Source organism: Streptomyces sp. NPDC051684 (assembly GCF_044453445.1).
Taxonomy (GTDB): Bacteria; Actinomycetota; Actinomycetes; order Streptomycetales; family Streptomycetaceae; genus Streptomyces.
The window spans coordinates 48,951-62,820 of the sequence record NZ_JBITCS010000037.1 but is presented as its reverse complement, the minus strand read 5'-3'; the positions used below and the strand labels follow the sequence as shown (position 1 = coordinate 62,820).

At 70.7% G+C, this 13,870-nt stretch carries 14 protein-coding genes; 12 read left to right on the top strand and 2 right to left on the bottom strand.

Annotated elements, in window-relative coordinates; genetic code table 11:
• The first annotated feature begins 66 nt into the window (after positions 1-66).
• From ACIA8D_RS33740 to ACIA8D_RS33700, 9 genes are all read left to right on the top strand, one after another.
• The gene (locus tag ACIA8D_RS33740) at positions 67-831 is read left to right on the top strand and encodes a GntR family transcriptional regulator (RefSeq protein WP_399238023.1); all 765 of its coding nucleotides are present in this window, start codon (positions 67-69) and stop codon (positions 829-831) included.
• A 105-nt stretch (positions 832-936) separates the two neighbouring features.
• Entirely contained in the window at positions 937-1,947 is a 1,011-nt protein-coding gene (locus ACIA8D_RS33735; RefSeq protein WP_399238022.1) for a sugar ABC transporter substrate-binding protein, read from the top strand.
• A 137-nt stretch (positions 1,948-2,084) separates the two neighbouring features.
• Positions 2,085-3,089, top strand: a complete 1,005-nt coding sequence (locus ACIA8D_RS33730; protein ID WP_399238021.1) for a sugar ABC transporter substrate-binding protein — start codon at positions 2,085-2,087, stop codon at positions 3,087-3,089.
• A complete protein-coding gene (locus ACIA8D_RS33725) occupies positions 3,086-4,135 on the top strand; it encodes an ABC transporter permease (protein ID WP_399238020.1) in 1,050 nt (349 codons plus the stop codon). Before ACIA8D_RS33730 ends, ACIA8D_RS33725 begins: the two co-directional genes overlap by 4 nt.
• On the top strand, positions 4,132-4,968 hold the full coding sequence (locus ACIA8D_RS33720) for an ATP-binding cassette domain-containing protein (RefSeq protein ID WP_399238019.1): 837 nt from the start codon (positions 4,132-4,134) through the stop codon (positions 4,966-4,968). Before ACIA8D_RS33725 ends, ACIA8D_RS33720 begins: the two co-directional genes overlap by 4 nt.
• A 276-nt stretch (positions 4,969-5,244) precedes the next feature.
• Positions 5,245-6,408 (top strand): ROK family glucokinase, encoded by a 1,164-nt coding sequence (locus ACIA8D_RS33715; RefSeq protein WP_399238018.1) that lies wholly within the window; start codon positions 5,245-5,247, stop codon positions 6,406-6,408.
• 51 nt (positions 6,409-6,459) lie between these two features.
• Positions 6,460-7,041 (top strand): sugar kinase, encoded by a 582-nt coding sequence (locus tag ACIA8D_RS33710; RefSeq protein WP_399238017.1) that lies wholly within the window; start codon positions 6,460-6,462, stop codon positions 7,039-7,041.
• Positions 7,042-7,194: 153 nt separating this feature from the next.
• Positions 7,195-8,493, top strand: coding sequence for a 4-carboxymuconolactone decarboxylase (gene pcaC / locus ACIA8D_RS33705; RefSeq protein ID WP_399238016.1), 1,299 nt, complete (start codon positions 7,195-7,197; stop codon positions 8,491-8,493).
• A 43-nt stretch (positions 8,494-8,536) separates the two neighbouring features.
• Positions 8,537-9,172 (top strand): MBL fold metallo-hydrolase, encoded by a 636-nt coding sequence (locus ACIA8D_RS33700; protein WP_399238015.1) that lies wholly within the window; start codon positions 8,537-8,539, stop codon positions 9,170-9,172.
• A gap of 12 nt (positions 9,173-9,184) precedes the next feature.
• Here ACIA8D_RS33700 and ACIA8D_RS33695 read toward each other — a convergent pair whose 3' ends face one another.
• Positions 9,185-9,760: an isochorismatase family protein gene (locus ACIA8D_RS33695; RefSeq protein WP_399238014.1), complete on the bottom strand. Its 576-nt coding sequence runs from the start codon at positions 9,758-9,760 to the stop codon at positions 9,185-9,187.
• 96 nt (positions 9,761-9,856) lie between these two features.
• Here ACIA8D_RS33695 and ACIA8D_RS33690 point away from each other — a divergent pair, with 96 nt between their 5' ends.
• The gene (locus tag ACIA8D_RS33690) at positions 9,857-10,636 is read left to right on the top strand and encodes an exodeoxyribonuclease III (protein WP_399238012.1); all 780 of its coding nucleotides are present in this window, start codon (positions 9,857-9,859) and stop codon (positions 10,634-10,636) included.
• Positions 10,637-10,797: 161 nt separating this feature from the next.
• Positions 10,798-11,355, top strand: a complete 558-nt coding sequence (locus ACIA8D_RS33685; protein WP_399238011.1) for a class I SAM-dependent methyltransferase — start codon at positions 10,798-10,800, stop codon at positions 11,353-11,355.
• On the opposite strand, the gene ACIA8D_RS33680 is transcribed toward ACIA8D_RS33685, so the two are convergent.
• Positions 11,345-13,159: an SGNH/GDSL hydrolase family protein gene (locus tag ACIA8D_RS33680; RefSeq protein ID WP_399238010.1), complete on the bottom strand. Its 1,815-nt coding sequence runs from the start codon at positions 13,157-13,159 to the stop codon at positions 11,345-11,347. The two genes, ACIA8D_RS33685 and ACIA8D_RS33680, sit on opposite strands and share 11 nt — an antisense overlap.
• A gap of 144 nt (positions 13,160-13,303) precedes the next feature.
• Between ACIA8D_RS33680 and ACIA8D_RS33675 the strand changes: the two genes are divergently transcribed.
• Positions 13,304-13,753, top strand: a complete 450-nt coding sequence (locus ACIA8D_RS33675) for a DUF6278 family protein (protein ID WP_399238009.1) — start codon at positions 13,304-13,306, stop codon at positions 13,751-13,753.
• The last annotated feature ends 117 nt before the right edge of the window (positions 13,754-13,870 follow it).

Here is a 13,870-nt window from a genome sequence, read left to right as displayed (position 1 = left end):
CTTCATGTCCGGACAACCTGACCTCCGGACTTCCCGTCAACATCGCACCCCCGCTACCCTCGCCCCGTGGCCAAACCCCTAGCTGACCCGACCGTCGACCTCGGCCTCAGCGTCGATCGCAGCAGCCCCGTACCGCTGTACTTCCAGTTGTCCCAGCAGCTGGAGGCGGCGATCGAGCGTGGCGCCCTGACCCCCGGCAGCCTGCTCGGCAACGAGATCGAGCTGGCGGGCCGCCTCGGCCTGTCCCGGCCCACGGTCCGCCAGGCCATCCAGTCCCTCGTCGACAAGGGGCTGCTCGTGCGCCGCCGCGGCGTCGGCACCCAGGTCGTGCACAGCCAGGTCAAGCGCCCCCTCGAACTGTCCAGCCTGTACGACGACCTGGAAGCGGCCGGTCAGCGCCCCGAGACCCGGGTCCTCGCCAACACGCTCGTGCCCGCCCCCGCCGAGATCGCCGCCGCGCTCGGCGTCGCGGAGGGCGCGGAGGTGCAGCGCGTCGAGCGGCTGCGCCTCGCCCACGGCGAACCGGTCGCTTACCTCTGCAACCACCTGCCCACCGGACTGCTCGCCCTCGACGACGAGCGGCTCGTGGCGACCGGCCTGTACCGCCTGATGCGGGCCGCGGGCATCACCCTGCACAGCGCCCGCCAGTCCGTCGGCGCCCGCGCCGCCACCGCCGTGGAGGCCGAGCGGCTCGGCGAGCGGGAAGGCGCTCCGCTGCTCACCATGGAGCGCACCACGTACGACGACACGGGCCGCCCGGTCGAGTTCGGCTCGCACACGTACCGCGCCTCGCGCTACTCCTTCGAGTTCCAACTCCTCGTACGCTCCTGAGACTTGGGCGTCCGAATGTTCTGACAAATGCATTGACGCTGCGATGGGACCCCGCTACAAACACCTCCAGCCGCACCGGGCGGCCGGAGGAGAGGTGGCTCCACCATGCCCACGATCCGCACAGGCCGTACGGCCGCAGGCTCTGTAGCTCTCATTGCCGTGATCGCGCTCGCCGCCGGTTGCAGTGGCTCGGGCGGCAAGGACTCGGAGGACGAGGCCGACGGCGGCAAGGGCGGCGGCAAGGCCGTCAACACGCCCCGCATGAAGATTGCGATGGTCTCGCACTCGGGCGAGGGCGACACCTTCTGGGACATCGTGCGCAAGGGTGCCCAGCAGGCCGCGGACAAGGACAACGTCCAGTTCCTGTACTCCAACGACAAGGAGGCCAAGGGGCAGGCCGAGCTGGTGCAGGCCGCGATCGACAAGAAGGTCGACGGGATCGTCGTCACGCTCGCCAAACCGCAGGCCATGGAGCGCGTGCTCGCGAAGGCGAGGACCGCGGGCATCCCGGTCGTCTCGATCAACTCCGGCTCGGAGTTCTCGGCGAAGTTCGGCGCGCTCAGCCACATCGGCCAGGAGGAGGGCGTGGCCGGCGAGGCGGTCGGCAGCGAGCTGACGAAGCAGGGCAAGAAGAAGACCCTGTGCGTCATCCACGAGCAGGGCAACGTCTCCCTGGAGCAGCGCTGCGACGGCGTCCGCAAGACGTTCAAGGGCAGCGTCGAGAACCTCAACGTCGAGGGCACCAACGCGCCGTCCGCCCAGTCGTCCATCGAGGCGAAGCTCCAGGCGGACAAGGACATCGACGCGGTCGTCGCGCTCGGCGCCCCCATCGCGGCGCTCGCCGTGAAGGCCAAGGACGACGCGGGCAGCAAGGCGGAGATCTCCACGTTCGACCTGAACGCCGAGGTCGTGCGCCGGCTGAAGGCGAAGGAGGTCACCTTCGCCGTCGACCAGCAGCCGTATCTGCAGGGCTATCTGGCGGTGGACGAACTGTGGCTCTACAAGACCAACGCGAACGTGCTCGGCGGCGGCAAGCCGGTCTTCACCGGCCCGGCGATCGTCACCGAGAAGGACGTGCCGCGCCTGGAGAAGTACACCGCGCGCGGTACCCGGTGAATGGATGCATGATCCCCGTGACCCATACTTGTGCGTTTGGGACCGGAATGGGGTCCTTCAGGACCGGCATCCGGTCCGCCGGGACCGGTCCGCCGTTCCCGGTCGACGACGCAGCAGACCAAGAAGGGCACGGCCTCGTGGCACGGTTTCGGACCTGGGTGAGCATCGCGGTTGCGGGGGCTCTCGGCCTCTCGCTCGCAGGGTGCAGCAGCACCGGCGGCAAGCGGGCGGAGGACGCCAGGAAGTCCCAGGCCGCGCAGGGCAGGGCGGCGGTGGACACGCCCCGCTGGACCTTCGCCATGATCACCCATTCGGGCGATGGCGACACCTTCTGGGACATCGTCCAGAACGGCGCCAGGCAGGCGGCCACCAAAGACAACATCAACTTCCTCTACTCGCACAACGAGGAGGCGAACCAGCAGGCGCAGCTCGTCGACGCCGCGATCGACAAGAAGGTCGACGGGATCATCGTCACGCTCGCCAAGCCGGACGCGATGAAGTCCGCCCTGGCCCGCGCCGAGAAGGCCGGCATCCCCGTGATCACGGTCAACTCGGGCTCCGAGATCTACAAGAAGTACGGCGCGATCAGCCACATCGGCCAGGACGAGACCATCGCCGGCGAGGCCGTCGGCAAGGAGCTCAACAAGCGGGGCAAGAAGAAGGCCCTGTGCATCCTGCACGAGCAGGGCAACGTCGGCCACGAGCAGCGCTGCGAGGGCGCCAAGAAGACCTTCGACGGCAAGATGACGAACCTGTACGTCGAGGGCACCAACATGCCCGACGTGCAGTCCTCCATCGAGGCCAAGCTGCAGTCCGACAAGTCGATCGACTCGGTCGTCACGCTGGGCGCCCCGTTCGCCGCCACCGCCGTGAAGGCGAAGGAGGACGCGGGCAGCAAGGCCGAGATCGACACGTTCGACCTCAACGACAAGGTCGCGCAGGAGCTCAAGGACGGCGACCTCGGCTTCGCCGTCGACCAGCAGCCCTACCTCCAGGGATACGAGGCCGTGGACCTGCTCTGGCTCTACCGGTACAACGCCAATGTGCTCGGCGGCGGACAGCCGGTCCTGACCGGCCCCGAGGTCGTCACCAAGGACCAGGCCGCCAAGCTTCAGGAGTACGCGAAGCGGGGGACCCGATGAGTACGACCGCTCCGGAAAGCGCGGAGAAGATCGACGAACGGCTCGTTCGGACCTCGCCTTGGAAGAAGCTCCTCGGCCGCCCCGAGCTGGGCTCGGTCATCGGCGCCGTCGCCGTCTTCATCTTCTTCGTGATCTTCGCGGACAGCTTCCTGCGCGCGACCAGCCTCGCGACGGTCCTGTACGCGTCCTCGACCCTCGGCATCATGGCCGTGCCGGTGGCGCTGCTGATGATCGGCGGCGAGTTCGACCTGTCGGCTGGCGTCATGGTCACGTCCTCGGCGCTGATCTCGTCGATGTTCAGCTACCAGATGACGGCGAACACCTGGGTGGGTGTCGGCGTCTCGCTCCTGGTGACGCTCGCCATCGGCGTCTTCAACGGCGTCATGCTGACCCGCACGAAACTCCCCAGCTTCATCATCACGCTCGGCACGTTCCTGATGCTGACGGGCATGAACCTGGGCTTCACCAAGCTGATCAGCGGCACCGTCTCCACGAAGTCGATCGCCGACATGGAGGGCTTCGAATCGGCCAAGTCCGTCTTCGCCTCCACGTTCAGCATCGGCGGCGTCGACTTCAAGATCACGATCATCTGGTGGCTCGCCCTCGTCCTCGTGGCCACCTGGATCCTGCTCCGCACCCGCGTCGGCAACTGGATCTTCGCGGTCGGCGGCGACCTGAACGCGGCCCGCGCGGTGGGTGTCCCGGTCAACAAGACGAAGATCGGCCTCTACATGGGCGTCGCGTTCGGCGCCTGGATCTCCGGCCAGCACCTGCTCTTCTCGTACGACGTCGTGCAGTCCGGCGAGGGCGTCGGCAACGAGCTGATCTACATCGTCGCGGCCGTCATCGGCGGCTGCCTGATCACCGGCGGCTACGGCTCCGCGGTCGGCGCGGCGATCGGTGCGCTGATCTTCGGCATGACCAGCAAGGGCATCGTGTTCGCCGAGTGGAACTCGGACTGGTTCAAGTTCTTCCTCGGGGCGATGCTGCTCCTCGCGACCCTGCTCAACGCGTGGGTCCGCAAGCGCGCGGAGGCGAGCAAATGACGACGGATACGCGTACGCCGATGGTGGAGCTCGACGGCGTCAGCAAGTTCTACGGGAACATCCGCGCCCTCGACGACGTCTCGCTCGTCGTCAACGCGGGCGAGATCTCCTGCGTCCTCGGCGACAACGGCGCGGGCAAGTCCACGTTGATCAAGATCATCGCGGGCCTTCACCAGCACGACGGCGGCCGGTTCGCGATCGAGGGCGAGGAGACCCGCCTGAGCAATCCGCGCGACGCCCTGAACCGGGGTATCGCCACGGTCTACCAGGATCTCGCCGTGGTCCCGCTGATGCCGGTGTGGCGCAATTTCTTCCTCGGCTCCGAGCCCACGAAGGGGACGGGCCCCTTCAAGCGCCTGGACGTCGAGCTCATGCGGCGCACGACGCAGGAGGAACTGGCCCGCATGGGCATCGACCTGCGCGACGTCGACCAGCCGATCGGCACGCTGTCCGGCGGTGAGCGCCAGTGCGTCGCCATCGCCCGCGCCGTCTACTTCGGCGCGAAGGTCCTCGTCCTGGACGAGCCGACGGCGGCGCTCGGCGTCAAGCAGTCCGGCGTCGTCCTCAAGTACGTCGCGGCGGCGCGTGACGCGGGCCTCGGCGTGGTCCTGATCACGCACAACCCGCACCACGCGTACCTCGTGGGCGACCGGTTCGTGCTGCTCAAGCGGGGCGGGATGTTCGGCAGCCACTCGCGCGACGACATCACGCTGGACGAGCTGACCCGGCAGATGGCGGGCGGTTCCGAACTGGACGACCTCCGCCACGAGCTGGAGCGGGCGCCGGTGCCTACGCATTTGGGCGGGCACACGGCCGACGGCGCCGAGAAGTAGCGACCTCCGTTCCGCGCGTGCATGTGCGTTTTCCGGCCTTTGCGGGCGGCTGCACGTCGCGCTGTTGGTCGCCTTCGCGCAGTTCCCCGGGCCCCTGAAAGGGGCGCGGGGAACTGCGCGACCGGGGGTCGGGTGGCCGCGAAGGGTCCTTGCAGCGACGGCAGGTCGCAGCCCTTGCGTGGCCCGGCGGCCGGGCCGCACCGGGGTGGCCCCCACCCCGGCGTGGCGGAAAACCCGGTATGCGGCGGAGCCGATGCGTGAGGCAGAATCGCCGCAATGAGCACCTACCGCGACCTCGCACACCGTGGCAGCGCACGGGCCACCGTCCTGCGGACGGTCGGCACCCGCGAGCGCCGCTCGCACACGACGGCACCGCGCGTACCCACCGTCGGCATCGACATCGGTGGCACGAAGGTGATGGCCGGCGTCGTCGACGCCGACGGCACCATCCTGGAGACGCTCCGCACGGAGACCCCGGACAAGTCCAAGAGCCCCAAGGTCGTCGAGGACACGATCACGGAGCTGGTGCTCGACCTCTCCGACCGCCACGACGTGCACGCCGTCGGCATCGGCGCGGCCGGCTGGGTCGACGCGGACCGCAACCGCGTCCTGTTCGCGCCCCACCTGTCGTGGCGCAACGAACCGCTGCGCGACCGCCTCGCCGGCCGCCTCGCGGTCCCCGTGCTCGTCGACAACGACGCCAACACCGCCGCCTGGGCGGAGTGGCGCTTCGGCGCCGGACGCGGCGAGGACCACCTCGTCATGATCACGCTCGGCACCGGCATCGGCGGCGCGATCCTGGAGGACGGCCAGGTCAAGCGCGGCAAGTTCGGCGTCGCGGGCGAGTTCGGCCATATGCAGGTCGTCCCCGGCGGGCACCGCTGCCCGTGCGGCAACCGCGGCTGCTGGGAGCAGTACAGCTCCGGCAACGCCCTGGTCCGCGAGGCCCGCGAACTCGCGGCGGCCGACTCCCCGGTCGCGTACAACATCATCGAGCGGGTCCAGGGGCACATCCCCGACATCACCGGACCGCTCATCACGGAGCTGGCCCGCGAGGGCGACGCCATGTGCGTCGAGCTGCTCCAGGACATCGGCCAGTGGCTGGGCGTCGGCATAGCGAACCTCGCGGCGGCCCTCGACCCGTCGTGCTTCGTCATCGGCGGCGGGGTGTCGGCCGCCGACGACCTGCTGATCGCGCCCGCCCGCGACGCGTTCAAGCGCCAGCTCACCGGCCGCGGCTACCGTCCCGAGGCCCGTATCGCGCGCGCCCAGCTCGGCCCCGAGGCCGGCATGGTCGGCGCCGCGGACCTGGCGCGCCTCGTCGCCCGCCGCTTCCGCCGCGCCAAGCGCCGCCGCGTGGAGCGCCACGAGCGGTACGAGCGCTACGCCCGCACGCGCGGCACGACGGGCTCGTCGCTGGACGGCGCGGACCAGGCGTAGCCCGTGCCAGCGCCGCAGACGACGCCCGAGACAGTGACAGGAAAGCCAGCCATGACCGTGCCCCACCAGCCCCCGCCCGCGGACCAGGAGCCGCGTCCGGCCGAGGACCGCGGCCATGTGATCCGACGCCGCGTCCTCACGCTCCTGACCATCGTGCTGCTCATCGGCATCCCCGCCGGCTATCTGGTGATCTCCGCGGGCCAGAGCAGGGACAGCGGCCGGGACAAGGAGGCGAAGTACTCGGCGACCGGCCTCACCGTCGGCTGGCCGTCCAAGGTGCAGCGCCGCCTCTACCAGATCCCCGTCCCACGGCACTCGCGCAACGTCGCCTACTACGAGACGAACAACTACAAGGTGAGCCGCCTGTACGCGCAGTTCCTCACCAGCAACAAGGGGCTCGACCAGTTCCTGGAGGACGTCGACGCCGGCTACACGGTCGGCGACCTGGCGACCGACGACATCGCGATCAGCGAGCGCGACCGGAGGATCGCGGGCTGGGACTTCACCGGTCCGGGCCCCTGGTACGGCCTCACGCACACGCAGGAGGACCCGTCGCCGACCCAGACCATCGTCGTGAACCGCTCCAATCCGGACCACCCCATGGTGTACGTCGTGTCGATGACGCACCCGTGATCGCCGTCCCCGGCTCCTGACCGGCACTTCGGGCTCCCGCTCTTCACGCGCCCCCCACGCCTGGTCCACAGCAGGAACCCGGAGTGAACACGTCACGTCCATTGTGGGGACCCGCCAACAGATCGCTCGGACACAGTGGCTAGCGTGGCGGGTGTGAGTGACACGAAGACCCCGCGCCTGCAGTACCGATTCGACGGCCGTGACGACGACTCCGCCCCGGTGCTCATCCTCGGCCCGTCGCTCGGCACGACGTGGCACATGTGGGACCGCCAGGTGCCCGAGCTGGCCCAGCACTGGCGGGTGTTCCGCTTCGACCTGCCCGGCCACGGCGGTTCCCCCGCCCACCCGGCGGGCTCCGTCGAGGCGCTCGCCGACCGGCTGCTCGCCACGCTCGACGAGCTGGGCATCCAGCGCTTCGGCTATGCGGGCTGCTCGCTGGGCGGCGCGATCGGCGCGGAGCTCGCGCTGCGCCACCCCGAGCGCGTCGCGTCGCTCGCCCTGATCGCGGCCTCGCCGCGGTTCGGCACCGCCGACGAGTTCCGCCAGCGCGGCGTCATCGTGCGCAGCAACGGCCTCGACCCCATCGCCCGTACGGCCCCCGAGCGCTGGTTCACGCACGGCTTCGCCACCGCGCAGCCCGCGATCACGGACTGGGCCGTGCAGATGGTCCGCACGACGGACCCGGGCTGCTACATCGCCTCGTGCGAGGCGCTCGCGGGCTTCGACGTCCGCGAGGAGCTGAGCGACATCGGTGTGCCGACGCTCGTCCTCGTCGGCTCGGAGGACCAGGTCACCGGCCCCGCCGAGGCCCGCACGCTGGTCGCCGGCATACCGGACGCCCGGCTCGCGGTGGTGCCCGGCGCCTCCCACCTGGCCCCGGTCGAGCAGCCGACCGCCGTCACCGACCTCCTCGTACGGCACTTCACCTCGGCCTGGCCCGCCGCGCACGAGAAGACGGGGCAGACCGCCATCCAGGCCGCCCCGGTCAAGCCGGTCATCGCGCCGCCGCCCCCGTCGGCCCCGCCGCGCGCGGAGATAGCGGCCGCGCAGCAGCCGGAGGCCGCGACCCGGCCCGACCCGCACGACGCGGGCCTCAAGACGCGCCGCGAGGTGCTCGGCGACGCGCACGTGGACCGGGCGCTGGCCACGGCCGACGACTTCTCCGGCGACTTCCAGGAGTTCCTCACCCGCTACGCGTGGGGCGAGATCTGGTCGCGTCCGGGGCTCGACCGCCGCACCCGCTCCTCGGTGACGCTCGCGACCCTGGTCGCGGGCGGCCACCTCGACGAGCTGGTGTTCCATACGCGGGCGGCGCTGCGCAACGGCCTCACGGCCGCGGAGATCAAGGAGATCCTGCTCCAGACCGCCGTCTACTGCGGCGTACCGGCCGCGAACGCGGCGTTCAAGGTGGCCCAGCAGGTGATCCGCGAGGAGACCACGCCCCAGGAGTGAGCCGGGGCTGAAACGGCGGGCGGGCGGGCGCAGGATGGGACGTATGAAGCTGACGAAGAAGACCCACGCCTGCGTCCGGCTCCAGAAGGACGGGCAGACGCTCGTCATCGACCCGGGCGGATTCTCCGAGGAGGACGCGGCGGTCGGCGCCGACGCGATCCTCGTGACGCACGAGCACCCCGACCACTTCAACGAGGACCGGCTGCGCGCCGGGATGGAGGCCAACCCCGGCGCGCGGATCTGGACCCTGAAGTCGGTCGCGGACCAGCTCTCGGCGGCGTTTCCCGGCCGCGTCCACACGGTGGGCCACGGCGACACGTTCACGGCCGCGGGGTTCGACGTCCAGGCGCACGGCGAGCTGCACGCGGTGATCCACCCGGACATCCCGCGCATCACGAACGTCGGCTACCTCGTCGACGGCGGCACGGTCTTCCACCCCGGCGACGCCCTCACCGTCCCCGATCACCCGGTCGAGACGCTGATGCTGCCCGTCATGGCGCCCTGGAACAAGATCGCCGAAGTGATCGACTACGTACGCGAGGTCAAGCCGCGCCGCGCGTACGACATCCACGACGCGCTGCTCACGGACCTGGCCCGGCCGATCTACGACGGCCAGATCGGTGCGCTGGGCGGGACGGAGCACCTGCGCCTGGCCCCGGGCGGATCGGCGCAGGTCTGAGCCCGCCGCCCGCTACTTGCCGAGCAGTCCGACGACCTCGTCCGTGGAGCCGATCTCCGCGATGCGCGGGAAGATCTTGCCGAAGCTGTGCTCGTGGGACGCGGCGTCCGTGTCGGTCGTCGCGTCGTCGACGAGCACCAGGTGGTAGCTGAGCTCCCACGCGGAGCGGGCGGAGGACTCGACGCCGATGGACGTCGAGATGCCGCACAGCACGATCTGCGTGACGCCGCGGCGGCGCAGCTGGAGGTCCAGCTCGGTGCCGGTGAAGGCGCCCCAGTGCCGCTTGGTGATCACGATGTCGTCGCCCAGCGGGCCGAGCTCGTCGGGGAACTCGGAGAACGCGGGCGGCGGCGCCTGCGTCATGCCGCCCTCGGCGGCCCGGCCGGTCGGCAGGTCGCCGCCGTCCTGCGACCAGGCGACCTTCACGCGCACGACCGGCAGGCCCTTGGCGCGGAAGGCCTCGGCGAGCTTGGCGCCGTTCTTGAGGACGTCGGCGGAGGGGTGCACGGTCGGCAGGCCGAGGATGCCGTTCTGCAGGTCGATGAGGACGAGGGCCGGGCGCTCGTCGAGGGGGGAGTTGATCGTCATGTTCGGCAGGCTAACTGTCTAGCAGGAAAACTTGCAAGGCAACCTGTCTATGTGGTGGCGGGCTCGCTGTCAGTGCCGACCGGTAGGTTGTGGGACATGCGCATTGCTACCTGGAACGTGAACTCGATCACCGCGCGGCTGCCGCGCCTCCTTGCCTGGCTGGAGAGCAGTGGCACGGACGTGCTGTGCATCCAGGAGACCAAGTGCTCGGCGGAGCAGTTCCCCGCGGCCGAGCTGCGGGAGCTGGGCTACGAGTCGGCGGTGAACGCGAACGGCAGGTGGAACGGGGTGGCGCTGCTCTCCCGCGTGGGCCTGGAGGACGTGGTCCAGGGGCTGCCCGGCGACCCCGGCTACGACGGGGCGCAGGAGCCCCGCGCCGTCTCCGCGACCTGCGGCCCGGTCCGCGTCTGGTCGGTCTACGTGCCGAACGGCCGGGAGGTCGACCACGCGCACTACGCGTACAAGCTCCAGTGGTTCGAAGCCCTGAAGGCGGCGGTCGCGGGCGACGCGGCGGGCTCGCGCCCCTTCGCGGTGATGGGCGACTACAACGTGGCGCCGACGGACGACGACGTCTGGGACATCTCCCTCTTCGACGGCGCGACGCACGTCACCCCGGCCGAGCGGGCGGCGCTCACGGCGCTGCGCGAGACGGGCCTGACCGACGTCATGCCCCGCCCCCTCAAGTACGACCACCCCTTCACGTACTGGGACTACCGCGCCCTCGGCTTCCCGAAGAACAAGGGCATGCGCATCGACCTGGTCTACGGGAACGAGCCGTTCGCCAAGGCGGTCTCCGACGCGTACGTGGACCGCGAGGAGCGCAAGGGCAAGGGGGCCTCGGACCACGCGCCCGTCGTGGTGGACCTCGACGTCTGAGGGCGGCCCGGGTCGATTGTCAGTGGCGGGCGCTAGCGTCTGCGCCCGTGACGGATCTGACGACGTACCTGAACTCGACCCAACTGGCCTACGACACCGCGGCCGGCGCCTACGCCGAGATCGTGCCCCCGCTCTTCCCGTAGGACCTGTACGCGCACGCGATGTTCGGCGTCTTCGCCGAGCGCGTCCGGCGGGCGGGCGGCGGGCCCGTGGCCGACCTCGGCTGCGGGCCCGGGCATGTGACGGCGCATCTGAACTCGCTCGGCCTGTCCGCCTTCGGCGTCGACCTCTCGCCGAAGACGGTCGCCGAGGCCCGTCGCGCCCACCCCGGACTCCGGTTCGAGGAGGGCACGATGACCGGCCTCGACCTGGCCGACGGCTCGCTCGGCGGCGTCGTCGCCTGGTACTCGACGGTGCACACGCCGCCCGAGCTGCTGCCGACCGTGTTCGCCGAGTTCCACCGCGTCCTCGCCCCCGGTGGCCATCTGCTGCTCGGCTTCAAGGTGGGCGACCTGTTGCGCCACCTCGACCACGCCTACGGCCACGACCTCTCGCTGGACGTCTACTGGCTGGACCCGGAGCACGTCTCCGGGCTCGTGGAGCGGTCCGGTCTCCCGGTGGAGGCGCAACTGGTCCGCGAGCCCGAGGACTACGAGCGGGCGACCCAGGGACGGCAGGCCGTCCTGATCGCCCGCAAGCCGGACGACGCTACGGCCTGAGCACGTCCAGGTCGATCGAGTCGGCCAGCGCCTTCAACCCCGGATCGCCGGGATGCAGATGGTCCCCGCTGTCGTACGCGGGGAGCATCCGCGCCGGGTGGGCCGGGTCGCGCACGACGGCGTCGAAGTCGAGGCAGCCGTCGAAGCCCGAACCAGGGCCGCGGACAAAGGAGTTGATGGTCTCCCGCTGCTCGTTGGCGGCCGCCGTGCACAGGGCCTCGCCCTCGCACGGCGTGATCGTCGCCCCGATCACCTTCAGACCCCGCGCGTGCGCCCGCGCCACGATCTCCCGCAGGCCCGCCTCGACCTGCGCGGCGCTCGCGCCCCAGCGCACGTCGTTCACACCCTGGAAGACGACGACCGTCCTCGCCGAGGTCTGCGCGAACACATCGCGGTCCAGGCGGTGCAGCGCGCTCACACCGCCCGTATCGGTGGAGAGGCCGTCGCCGGGGTAGCGGTCGGCGACGACCCGGTTCGCGGAGATGCCCTCGTTCAGCACCCCGTAGTGCGGCACCTTCGACTGTGCGAGGAGTCGCGTGGCGAGCACATTGGGCCAGCGGTGGTTCGCGTCCAGCGTCGACTTCACGCCATCCGTGATGGAGTCGCCGAGCAGCACGACGGAGCCGGGGCCGCCACCCACGTCGACGCCGGTGAGCAGCGGCCAGTAGGAGATCGTCGAGCTGTACGCGGAGCCGTCCGGCTCCGTCGCGTGATCGCCCGTCGTGCTCACGTAGCTGCGCTGGATGGCCTGGCTGTGCACGGGCGCCGCGGTGACGGGCTCCGGCAGATGGAAGCTCACGAGAAGGTTGGAGCTCTCCGGCACGTCGAAGTCCACGGGGTCACTGAACGCCTGCCCGCCGGCCGGGAGTTGGGTTCCGGTCCTGCCGCGGAACGTCAGCGGCACCGGTTTGCCCTTCGCCGCAGCCCCCGTCCCCTGCACCGCCACCGAGGCGCTCCCGATCCGCACCGGGGTCGCGGCGAAGGTGTTCTCCAGGCGGATGCGGACCTTCGGCCCGCCCGTGCTCGTGTGCACGACGAGCCGGATGGTGCGGTCCGCCCACGGGCCCACCGCGGTGTACCCGGCGGGCGAGACCGACCAGCTGCCCGTCCATCCGGATGTCGCCGCGCGCACGGACATCCCGAAGACGTGCAGGGTCCCGCCGCTCGCCTTCGGCAGGTCCACGGAGGAGATCTGCCGGCCCTTGCGCACCGGCACGGTCACCGCGTACAGCCGGGTCTTCTCGGCGACCTGCCCTGCCGTCGTGTTCCGGTGCGGCAGCGCGACCGACTTGGTGGCCAGCGGCCCGGTGCGCCAGTCCGGCGCGGTGAGCGAGTACGTGGAGCGGGAGCCGTCCGCGTACCGGACGACGCCGCTGCCGGCCGCGTCTCCGCCGGTGCCGGCGACCAGGAACGCCAGCGCTTCCCCGCGCCCGCTCACCCGCACGGACTGCCCGTTCGCCCGTACGTTGTCCGGTCCGGCGCCCGCCGTGCGCGGCCAGGTCAGCCGGGCCCGGTCGATCTCCATGGCGCGACCGGGCGTCCAGCCGGCCGCGGTGAGGTCCTGCGCGGACAGGGAGTTGCCCGCCCCGTCGAAGTCCGCTTCCCCGGGGCGCGCGTCATCGCTGACGGCCCGGTTGTCGAAGAGCCGCTCCAGGGGGAGCGGCTTGGGTCTGGCGGGCGCGGCGTGGGCCGCGGCGACGGGAGTGACCCCCGCGCAGACGGCCAGTATGAACGCGGCTCCCCAAATGCGTCGGCGCAAGACCGACTCCCTCCGCTTGTGTGTCCGCCGTGGTGGTTGCGCCATGAAGCTAAGGATGGGGTGATGGCCCGTCAATGTGTCGCGAGGCAACCGGGGGAGAAAGGCCGGTGTCCGGTTCCTGAACCCGGCGCGCCGCCGCCTCCGCGCGCCTGTGGTGCGGGCAGGTGGGGGGATGTCAATCTGGGCGATATGAAGATCCCTTTCGCGGCTCATTGGCGCAAGAAGCACGGTCCGGCCCACGGTGTCGCCGTGTTCCCGACCGGTGAGGACGGCGACGAGAGCGAGGACGGGCTCGTCGAGCTGCTCTCCGAGTGCGAACTGTTGCGGTCCCAGGCCGACGACGCGGGGATCGAACTCGACGAGTCGGTGCGGTCCTTGGAGGCCCTGGACCAGCTCGTGCCGAACTGGCGGGGCGACGAGGACACGCTGCACTGGCTGGGCAACGACGCGGGCCTCTACCTCGGCTCGGTCATGGTCCGGCACGTGTCGGGCGCCGGTTGGGTGATCTGGGACAACGGGCAGCCGGTGGTGCGCCTCGCATCGGGCCGGGAGATCGACGTCGTGGAGGCCGGGCACGAGTGGGCGGCGAGCGGGGCGCCGGAGCTCTCCCAGTTCTACGCGGAGGCAGCCGAGTCGTAGGCCGGTGCGCGTCGCCACGTAGCTGAGCCTCAAATACGGTTAATGCCCATAAGTGCGTGTCGTCTGTTAAGTCCCATGTAAGCGTGGATAGTTTGCGCGGACCGACACAGCTGAAAG

Excerpts from the sequence above, each read along its gene's own strand:
- ACIA8D_RS33735 (WP_399238022.1), top strand. The coding sequence starts at position 937 with ATGCCCACGATCCGCACAGGCCGTACGGCCGCAGGCTCTGTAGCTCTC.
- ACIA8D_RS33725 (WP_399238020.1), top strand. The coding sequence starts at position 3,086 with ATGAGTACGACCGCTCCGGAAAGCGCGGAGAAGATCGACGAACGGCTC.
- ACIA8D_RS33720 (WP_399238019.1), top strand. The coding sequence starts at position 4,132 with ATGACGACGGATACGCGTACGCCGATGGTGGAGCTCGACGGCGTCAGC.
- ACIA8D_RS33715 (WP_399238018.1), top strand. The coding sequence starts at position 5,245 with ATGAGCACCTACCGCGACCTCGCACACCGTGGCAGCGCACGGGCCACC.
- ACIA8D_RS33710 (WP_399238017.1), top strand. The coding sequence starts at position 6,460 with ATGACCGTGCCCCACCAGCCCCCGCCCGCGGACCAGGAGCCGCGTCCG.
- ACIA8D_RS33700 (WP_399238015.1), top strand. The coding sequence starts at position 8,537 with ATGAAGCTGACGAAGAAGACCCACGCCTGCGTCCGGCTCCAGAAGGAC.
- ACIA8D_RS33695 (WP_399238014.1), bottom strand. The coding sequence starts at position 9,760 with ATGACGATCAACTCCCCCCTCGACGAGCGCCCGGCCCTCGTCCTCATC.
- ACIA8D_RS33690 (WP_399238012.1), top strand. The coding sequence starts at position 9,857 with ATGCGCATTGCTACCTGGAACGTGAACTCGATCACCGCGCGGCTGCCG.
- ACIA8D_RS33685 (WP_399238011.1), top strand. The coding sequence starts at position 10,798 with ATGTTCGGCGTCTTCGCCGAGCGCGTCCGGCGGGCGGGCGGCGGGCCC.
- ACIA8D_RS33680 (WP_399238010.1), bottom strand. The coding sequence starts at position 13,159 with ATGGCGCAACCACCACGGCGGACACACAAGCGGAGGGAGTCGGTCTTG.
- ACIA8D_RS33675 (WP_399238009.1), top strand. The coding sequence starts at position 13,304 with ATGAAGATCCCTTTCGCGGCTCATTGGCGCAAGAAGCACGGTCCGGCC.